This window comes from Mycobacterium sp. E3247 (assembly GCF_001667785.1).
Taxonomy (GTDB): Bacteria; Actinomycetota; Actinomycetes; order Mycobacteriales; family Mycobacteriaceae; genus Mycobacterium.
On record NZ_LZJG01000480.1, the window covers coordinates 1 to 8,997 of the forward strand.

An 8,997-nucleotide genomic window follows, 5' to 3' on the forward strand; every position below is an offset into this window, starting at 1 on the left:
ACCGCCCTCCTCGCCGTGGCGGTCCCGGCTGCCCCGGTGGCGGTGGCGGGGGCGGATCCGCGCTCGCCACCGCGACCCCGAAGCCGGCCGCGGCCGCCCCGAGGGCGCCCGCAAGCAGGGACCCTGCGATGAGTTGGTTGATCTTCACTCGGCCCATCTCTCCTCTTCTGTCGGCGGCGCACCCATCCGCAGGGGGGACCCGCGGATCGCCGCGATCCGCGACAGTAGGAAGTCAGCCTGAAGCCAGCCTGAAGAAGCCTCAGCCGGGCGCGGTTTCCGCGGTCACGGCGGTGAGGCCCCACTTGTCCAGCCAGGGCTGGACGAGTTCGGCGACCGAGAATTTCGCCGGGGCGGAGCACCGCGGCATGGGCGTGTTGGGATCGCCCCCGCGGATCAGGATGCCGACCGCGCGCACAGTGCCGTCGCCTTGCTTGAGATACACCGGGCCACCGGAATCGCCGCATTGGCCGGGCGCCAGGAACACGACCTTGCTGTCGGTGACCTCCGTGACCTGCCCGCAGGCGGCCTCGCCGCTGCCGATGCCGAATTTGCAAAGTTCCTGCCCGGTCTGCAGGTTGGTGGCGACGCCGGAGACGGGCAGGGCGGCCCCGACGGCCGGATTACGGGGAACGTTGTCCCCGTTGAGCAGGATGAGGCCGATGTCGTGCTGTTCGTTGAGGACGCCCTCGCTGACCGTCTGGGCGAACGTGCCCAGCGTCGCGTAGGGCAGGACCCCGCCCAGGTTCATCGTCACCTTGCTGGCCTCGCCGGGCCGGTTGCAGTGGCCGGCGGTCAGGACACCGGGCAGGCCCGTGCTGGTGCGCACCAAAAACCCCGCGGTGCAGCCCATCCCGCCCGTCCCGTCGGCGTACTCGACGTAGATGCCCGCACCCGGCCCGACGGCGCTTGACGCGGGCAGATCGATCGGCGACAGGAGCGGCGGCGGGGAGGGCTGAGGGCTCGGCGTGATGGTCTTGGGCAGCCGGTCCACCACGGCGAGGAGGGCGGTCGCGCAACACAGCGACGCGATCACCAGCAACGCGGAATGCGTCCTCGAACGTTGCGGCAGCGGGTATGACACGTGGGTTCCGGCCAACATCCCCCCTTTGAGCGCGCGATGCCGGTGGGTACCGCACGCCCCAGCTTGCCAGCTTCGGCCGGTCAAATGTGGCGATTAGTCAGATATTTCGCGCGGGCCGCTCAGCTGATGGTAGCCGGCTCGGGGGAGGGCTCGTCGCCGACGGAAGTGTGCGCTCGGTGATGGTGGCGGCGGTAGTGGCGGATCTCGATGATCAGGCCCGTCAAACCCAGCGTCGCCGTGCACACCGACACCAGGTACAGCAGCGAGCTGGGGTGGCCGGCGAGCGCGTCGCCGAGGATCACGACGGCGGCGGTGCCGGGCAACAGGCCGCCGAGGGTGGCCAGCGTGTACGGCAGCACCCGCACCGTCGAGGCGCCGGCGGCGTAGTTGATCGCCGAGAACGGCACGGCGGGAATCAGCCGCAGCGACAAGATGGCCAGCCAGCCCCGCTGTCGCAACCGCTCGTCCACCGTGTCGATCGACCGGTGACGCACCAGACGGTTCAGCCGCCACCCGGCGGCGCGGACCAGCAGCAGCGCGATCACCGCGCTCGCAGTGCTGGCGACCACCGCGATCGCCACACCCATCAGCGGGCCGAACAGCAGCCCGGCGGCCAGGGTGAACGCCGTGCGCGGGATCGGCACCACGGTCGCGACGACGTGCGCCGCCAGGAACGCCAACGGGAACCACGGCCCGACGGACTCCGCCCAGTCGCGCATCTGCACCGGCGTCGGCAGCGGCAGCCAGGACGCCGCCGCGATCAGGAGTGTGATACCGACCACTGTGGCGATCGCCCGGGGCCGCGACAGCAGACGCGCGGCGGCGCCCAGCGCGCCGGCGAGGTCGCGCAAGGTCCGGTTGATTCTGCAGGTGGCGGAAGCCGTCACGCCTCTAAAGGTTACGGGCCGCAGATGAATAACTCGTATCCCGAGGCTGGCGTTTCATCGGCGGCCCACCCCGGTCGCCGGGCCGCGCGGTTTTTTGCCGACCGGCCTGATCAATTAGCCTCATTAGTAAGTCGCAGGCCCCATTTGCTGGCAAAAAGGGAGCAATCGGTGTCCATTGATGTACCCGAGCTCGCCGAACTAGAACTGGTTCGCGGGCGTTGGCGCAGTGCGGTCGCCGGAGTGCTGTCGAAGAGCACCCGGAAGGACCCCGAGGAACTCGGCGACCAGCCCGAGCGCCTGCTGGAAACCCCGACCTACGACGGCATCGCCGTCCGGGCGCTGTACACGGCGCTGGACGAACTGCCGGAACCGCCGTTGCCGGGCGAATGGCCCTATGTGCGAGGCGCCGACGCGTTGCGCGACGTCAAATCGGGTTGGCGCGTGGCCGAGGCGTTCCCGGCCGACCGCGTCGCCGGGGTCACGGCCAAGGACGTCAACTCCGCGGTGCTCGAGGCGCTCGGCAACGGGGCCGGCGCGCTGATGCTGCGCGTGGGGGAGTCCGGCGTGACCGTCGACCAGCTCGAGGACGCCCTGGAGGGCGTGCACCTGAGCATGGCGCCGGTGATCGTCGACGCGGGCGCCGACTACTCCGCCGCCGCCGACGTCATGCTGGCGATGGCCACCCGGGTGGAAGCCGACCAGCGCGAACTGCTTTCGATCGACCTGGGCGGCGACCCGCTCACCGCGGTGCTCAGCGACCGTCCCGCGCCCACGCTCGACGAGGTCGTCACGGTCGCGCAGCGGGCGGCCGGTGAGCGCGGCGTGCGTGCCCTCACCGTCGACGGGCCGGCCTTCCACAATCTCGGCGCCAACGCGACGTGGGAGCTGGCCGGCACCGTCGCCGCCGGGGTGGTCTATCTGCGACGGCTCACCGAGTCGGGCATGTCGGTCGGCGACGCGCTGCGGCAGATCAGTTTCCGGCTGGCCGCCGACGACGACCAGTTCGTGACGCTCGCCAAGATGCGGGCCGTGCGTCAGCTGTGGGCGCGGGTCGCTGAGGTCGTCGGCGACCCGGACGGCGGCGCCGTCACCGTGCACGCGGAAACGTCGCTGCCGATGATGACCCAGCGCGACCCCTGGGTGAACATGCTGCGCTGCACGCTGGCCGCCTTCGGCGCCGCCGTCGGCGGCGCCGACACCGTGCTGGTGCTGCCCTTCGACGTGGCGATCCCGGGCGGCTTCCCCGGCACGGCGAGAAGCTTCGCGCGGCGGATCGCCCGCAACACTCAGCTGCTGCTCCTGGAGGAGTCCCACGTCGGCCGGGTGCTGGATCCCGCCGGCGGCTCGTGGTACGTCGAGGACCTCACCGCGCGGCTCGCGGAGCAGGCCTGGACGCACTTCCAGGCCATCGAGGCGCGCGGCGGGTTCGTCGAGGCGCGCGACTACATTGCCGAGCAGATCGCCGAGGTCGCGCAGCGGCGCGCCGACGACATCGCGCACCGTCGCACCGCGATCACCGGCGTCAACGAATTCCCGAATCTCACCGAACCCGCTCTGCCGCAGGATGCTTCGTCGGGCACGCCCCTGGCCGCCGGCCACCTGCAGCGCTACGCCGCCGCATTCGAGGCGCTGCGCGATCGCTCCGATGCCTACCTGGCCCGCACCGGCGCACGCCCGCAGGCGCTGCTGCTTCCGCTGGGCCCGCTGGCCGAACACAACATCCGGACCACCTTCGCCGCCAACCTGCTGGCATCGGGCGGCATCGAGGCCGTCAACCTGGGAACGGTCGACGCCACCACGGTCGCCAAGGCCGTCGCCGACGCCGGATCGCCGGGCGTCGCGGTGATCTGCGGTATCGACAAGCGCTACCAGGACGAGGCCGCGGCGACCGTCGAGGCGGCCCGCGCCGCCGGCGTGTCGAGGGTCTACCTGGCCGGGCCGGAGAAGGCGGTGGGTGACGCCGAGCACCGGCCCGACGAATTCCTGACCGCGAAAATCGATGCGGTCGAAGCCCTTTCGAACCTGCTGACTCGACTGGGAGCGTAGCCACGATGACCACCACGGCACCTGTGATCGGTAACTTCGCCGAGGTCCCGCTCAACGCGGACCGTCCGCCGGCGCCGCCCACCGAAGCGGCCGTCGAAAAGCACGTCGCCGCAGCCGCGGCGGCGCACTGGTACACGCCCGATCAGCTCGACTGGCACACCCCGGAAGACATCACGGTCAAACCGGTGTACATCGGCGCCGACCGGGCCGCCGCGGTGGCCGACGGTTACCCGCTGAACACCTTCCCCGGCGAGCCGCCCTTCCTGCGCGGCCCGTACCCCACCATGTACGTCAACCAGCCGTGGACCATCCGCCAGTACGCGGGTTTCTCCACCGCGGCCGAATCCAACGCGTTCTACCGCCGCAACCTGGCGGCCGGCCAGAAGGGCCTGTCGGTGGCCTTCGACCTGGCCACCCACCGCGGATACGACTCAGACCATCCCCGCGTCCAGGGGGACGTCGGAATGGCCGGTGTGGCAATCGATTCCATTCTCGACATGCGGCAGCTGTTCGACGGCATCGACCTGTCGACGGTGAGCGTGTCGATGACCATGAACGGTGCCGTGCTGCCGATCCTGGCGCTGTATGTGGTGGCCGCCGAGGAGCAGGGCGTGCCGCCGGAGAAGCTGGCGGGCACCATCCAGAACGACATCCTCAAAGAGTTCATGGTGCGCAACACCTACATCTATCCGCCCAAGCCGTCGATGCGGATCATCTCCGACATCTTCGGCTACACCAGTGCGAAGATGCCGAAATTCAACTCCATTTCGATCTCCGGCTATCACATCCAAGAGGCCGGTGCCACGGCCGATTTGGAGCTGGCCTACACGCTGGCCGACGGCGTCGACTACATCAAGGCCGGCCTGGACGCCGACCTGGACATCGACAAGTTCGCGCCGCGGCTGTCGTTCTTCTGGGGCATCGGGATGAACTTCTTCATGGAGGTCGCCAAGCTGCGGGCCGGCCGGCTGCTGTGGAGCGAGCTCGTCGCCCAGTTCAACCCGAAGAGCGCCAAATCGCTTTCGCTGCGCACACATTCGCAGACCTCGGGCTGGTCGCTGACCGCGCAGGACGCCTTCAACAACGTCGCGCGCACCTGCATCGAGGCGATGGCCGCGACCCAGGGGCACACCCAGTCGCTGCACACCAACGCCCTCGACGAGGCGCTGGCGCTGCCCACCGACTTCTCCGCGCGGATCGCGCGTAACACCCAGCTGCTGCTGCAGCAGGAGTCGGGCACCACGCGGCCCATCGATCCGTGGGGCGGCTCGTATTACGTGGAGTGGCTGACCCATCGGCTCGCGCAGCGGGCCCGGGCCCACATCGCCGAGGTCGCCGAGCACGGCGGCATGGCCCAGGCCATCAGCGAGGGCATCCCCAAGCTGCGCATCGAGGAGGCGGCCGCGCGCACCCAGGCCCGCATCGACTCGGGCATCCAGCCGGTGATCGGCGTCAACAAGTACCAGGTCGAAGAGGACCAAGAGGTCGAGGTGCTCAAGGTCGAGAACAGCCGGGTGCGCGCCGAACAGCTGGCCAAGCTCGAGGAGCTGCGGGCCGGCCGCGACCAGTCCGCGGTCGAGGCCGCGCTAGCCGAGCTGTCCCGGGCGGCCGCGGCGCACGGGCGCGCCGGGGCGGACGGGCTGGGTAATAATCTGCTGGCGCTGGCGATCAACGCCGCCCGGGCCAAGGCGACGGTCGGGGAGATCTCCGACGCGCTGGAAAAGGTATACGGGCGGCACCAGGCGGAGATCCGCACCATCGCCGGCGTGTACCGCGACGAAGCCGGAAAGGCCACCAACATCGCCACCGCCACCGAACTGGTCGAGAAGTTCGCCGAGGCCGACGGCCGCCGGCCCAGAATTCTGGTGGCGAAGATGGGCCAGGACGGTCACGACCGCGGCCAGAAGGTGATCGCGACGGCCTTCGCCGACCTCGGGTTCGACGTCGACGTCGGCTCGCTGTTCTCCACGCCGGAGGAGGTGGCCCGGCAGGCCGCCGACAACGACGTGCACGTCGTGGGGGTCTCGTCGCTGGCCGCCGGCCACCTGACGCTGGTGCCCGCGCTGCGCGAGGCGCTCGCCGAGGTGGGACGGCCCGACATCATGATCGTGGTCGGCGGGGTGATCCCGCCCGGCGACTTCGACGAGCTGTATGCGGCCGGGGCCGCCGCCATCTTCCCGCCCGGGACCGTGATCGCCGACGCCGCGATCGGACTGCTGCACAAGCTGGCCGATCGGCTGGGTTACACGCTCGACTAGATGGCGTCCCGCAAGAGCGACACCGTCGACGAGCTCGCCAAGGCCGTTCGCGGTGGCGACCGCGCGGCGCTGCCGCGGGCCATCACGCTGCTGGAATCCACCCGCGCCGACCACCACGAGAAAGCCCAGCGGCTGCTGCTCGAGCTGACGCCGGACTCGGGCAACGCCCACCGCGTCGGCATCACCGGGACACCCGGGGTGGGGAAGTCCACCACCATCGAGGCGCTCGGCATGCACCTGATCGAGCGGGGCCATCGGGTGGCGGTGCTGGCCGTCGACCCGTCGTCGACGCGCACCGGTGGGTCGATCCTGGGCGACAAGACCCGGATGGCGCGCCTGGCGGTGCACCCGGACGCGTACGTCCGGCCGTCGCCGACGTCGGGCACCCTGGGCGGCGTGGCAAAGGCCACGCGCGAGACGGTGGTGCTGTTGGAGGCCGCCGGTTTCGACGTGATCATCATCGAGACCGTCGGCGTCGGCCAGTCGGAGGTGACGGTGGCCAACATGGTCGACACCTTCGTCCTGCTGACCCTGGCGCGCGGCGGCGATCAGCTGCAGGGCATCAAGAAGGGTGTGCTGGAGCTGGCCGACATCGTGGTGGTGAACAAGGCCGACGGGGAGCACCTCGCGGAGGCCCGGGTGGCGGCCCGCGAGCTGTCCTCGGCGATCAGATTGATACACCCGCGCGAAACGCTCTGGCGGCCACCGGTTCTCACGATGAGCGCGATGGAGGGGACCGGCCTGGAGGAATTGTGGGACACCATCGAACGTCATCGTCAGGTGCTCACCGAGGCCGGTGAGTTCGAGGCGCGCCGGCGCGCCCAGCTCGTCGACTGGACGTGGCAGATGGTGCGCGACACCGTCTTGGACCGGGTGCTGTCCAACCCGAAGGTGCGCACGATGCGCGCCGACGTCGAACGCCGGGTCAAGGCCGGGGAGCTGACCCCGGCGCTGGCCGCTGAGCAAATATTGACGGCCGCGTCAGACTAACGGATAGGTAAACAATGTAGATTTCGCTCCGGCGGGGTGTGAAATCGAAGTAAATTCGAAAGCGTGACGGTGGAAACCCGAGTCGATCGCCGCGCGGTCCCTGTCCACGATGACCATGACGCAGGTCATCGTGTGTCCGGCGCGGCGGACTCACACTTCGGATGCGTCGTTCGCAGCTTTTCGACCATGTTTCCGGCCCGCCGGTTCGGCGGCGGTGCCCTGGCGGTGTATCTCGACGGCCAGCCCGTCGTCGACGTCTGGACCGGGTGGTCCGACCGGGGCGGCCACCGGCCGTGGTCGGCCGACAGCGCGCCGATGGTGTTCTCGGCCACGAAGGGAATGGCCGCCACCGTGATTCACCGGCTCGCCGACCGCGGGCTGATCGACTACGAGGCGCCCGTCGCGGAGTACTGGCCGGAGTTCGCGGCCAACGGCAAGGCGAAGCTCACCGTGCGCGACGTGATGAGGCACGCCGCCGGCTTGTCCGGTCTGCGCGGCGCCCACAGCGAAGACCTGCTGGACCACGTCCTGATGGAAGAGCGGCTGGCCGCGGCGGCGCCGGGCCGGCTGCTGGGCAAGTCGGCCTATCACGCGCTGACCTTCGGCTGGCTGATGTCCGGCCTCGCCCGGGGCGTGACCGGGAAGGGCATGCGGGTGCTGATACGCGAGGAGCTCGCCGAGCCGCTGGGCACCGACGGGCTGTACCTGGGGCGCCCGCCGGCCGGCGCGCCGACGCGGGTCGCCGAGATCATCGCGCCGCAGAACCTGGTGCGGAACCCGCTGCTGAGCTGCGTGACGCGCAGGGTGGCCAACGAGCTGTCCGGGGGATTCCGGTCGATCTACTTCCCGGGCATGGTCGCCGCCGTGCAGGGCAACACGCCCCTGCTGGACGCCGAGATCCCGGCCGCCAACGGGGTGGCGACGGCCCGCGGACTGGCGCGGATGTACGGGGCGATCGCCAACGGCGGCGAGGTCGACGGCATCCGGTTCCTGTCCAGGGAGATGGTCGCCGGCCTGACCGGTCGACGCAGCCTGCGCCCGGACCGAAACCTCTTCATGCCGTTGGCCTTCCACCTCGGCTACCACAGCCTGCCCATCGGCAACGTGATGCCCGGCTTCGGCCATGTCGGGCTCGGCGGGTCGCTCGGCTGGACCGATCCGGCGAGCGGGTTGGCGTTCTCGCTGGTGCACAACCGGCTGCTGACGCCGTTCGTGATGACCGACCACGCGGCGTTCGTCGGCCTGTACGCGCTGATCCGCAACGCCGCCGAGAAGGCGCGCAAACGCGGCTTCGAACCGGTGACGGAATTCGGGGCGCCGTACTTCGAGCCGGGGGCCGTCGCGGGCTGACCCCGCAAAGGACACATGCGCCGTCGTTTGCGGTGCGCTGAGCGCGACTTTGCGCGCAATTGCGGCAACAACTTCGAGGTCAGGCCGTCCTGCGCTGCGGATGTCACGGTTAGCTGTTACATTCGTTACAGTTTGACATGTGCGTCATAGAACCGGCCCGCAAAGTCGAGCGATCAGGACGAAAGTCAGCGATCCGTCTCGCGCCGAAGCGCGCACGAACTGAAAGGCCGGACGTTTGGACGAAATGGGCTTGTGTGGCTAGACCGGCGAAAGGGGTAGTCGATTGCCCCAATCTCCCCGAATATTCGGCGCGCGCCGGAAACGCGAAGCGGCCACTGATTTTGTTCGTCCTGGGGATGGGGCGATCGGGGACGTCGGCACTGAC

5 protein-coding genes and 1 pseudogene are annotated in these 8,997 nt (G+C 69.8%); 4 read left to right on the forward strand and 2 right to left on the reverse strand.

Going from position 1 to position 8,997, the window contains the following annotated elements; all coding sequences use genetic code 11:
- Positions 1-259: 259 nt before the first annotated feature.
- Together A9X04_RS23370 and A9X04_RS23375 are read right to left on the reverse strand one after the other, a co-directional pair.
- On the reverse strand, positions 260-1,099 hold the full coding sequence (locus A9X04_RS23370) for a S1 family peptidase (RefSeq protein WP_067925660.1): 840 nt from the start codon (positions 1,097-1,099) through the stop codon (positions 260-262).
- Positions 1,100-1,200: 101 nt separating this feature from the next.
- Positions 1,201-1,968, reverse strand: a complete 768-nt coding sequence (locus A9X04_RS23375) for a TVP38/TMEM64 family protein (protein ID WP_067925663.1) — start codon at positions 1,966-1,968, stop codon at positions 1,201-1,203.
- A 168-nt stretch (positions 1,969-2,136) separates the two neighbouring features.
- Here A9X04_RS23375 and mutA point away from each other — a divergent pair, with 168 nt between their 5' ends.
- The 4 genes and pseudogenes from mutA to A9X04_RS23395 all read left to right on the forward strand — a co-directional run bounded on the left by mutA (position 2,137) and on the right by A9X04_RS23395 (position 8,612).
- The gene (mutA, locus tag A9X04_RS23380) at positions 2,137-4,014 is read left to right on the forward strand and encodes a methylmalonyl-CoA mutase small subunit (RefSeq protein WP_067925666.1); all 1,878 of its coding nucleotides are present in this window, start codon (positions 2,137-2,139) and stop codon (positions 4,012-4,014) included.
- Between the two features lie 5 nt (positions 4,015-4,019).
- Positions 4,020-6,272, forward strand: a complete 2,253-nt coding sequence (scpA, locus tag A9X04_RS23385; protein ID WP_067925669.1) for a methylmalonyl-CoA mutase — start codon at positions 4,020-4,022, stop codon at positions 6,270-6,272.
- Positions 6,273-7,273: pseudogene (meaB, locus tag A9X04_RS23390) on the forward strand (methylmalonyl Co-A mutase-associated GTPase MeaB).
- A 52-nt stretch (positions 7,274-7,325) separates the two neighbouring features.
- Positions 7,326-8,612 carry a serine hydrolase domain-containing protein gene (locus tag A9X04_RS23395; protein ID WP_067925675.1) on the forward strand — a complete coding sequence of 429 codons (1,287 nt, stop codon included), beginning with the start codon at positions 7,326-7,328 and terminating at the stop codon, positions 8,610-8,612.
- Positions 8,613-8,997 lie beyond the last annotated feature (385 nt).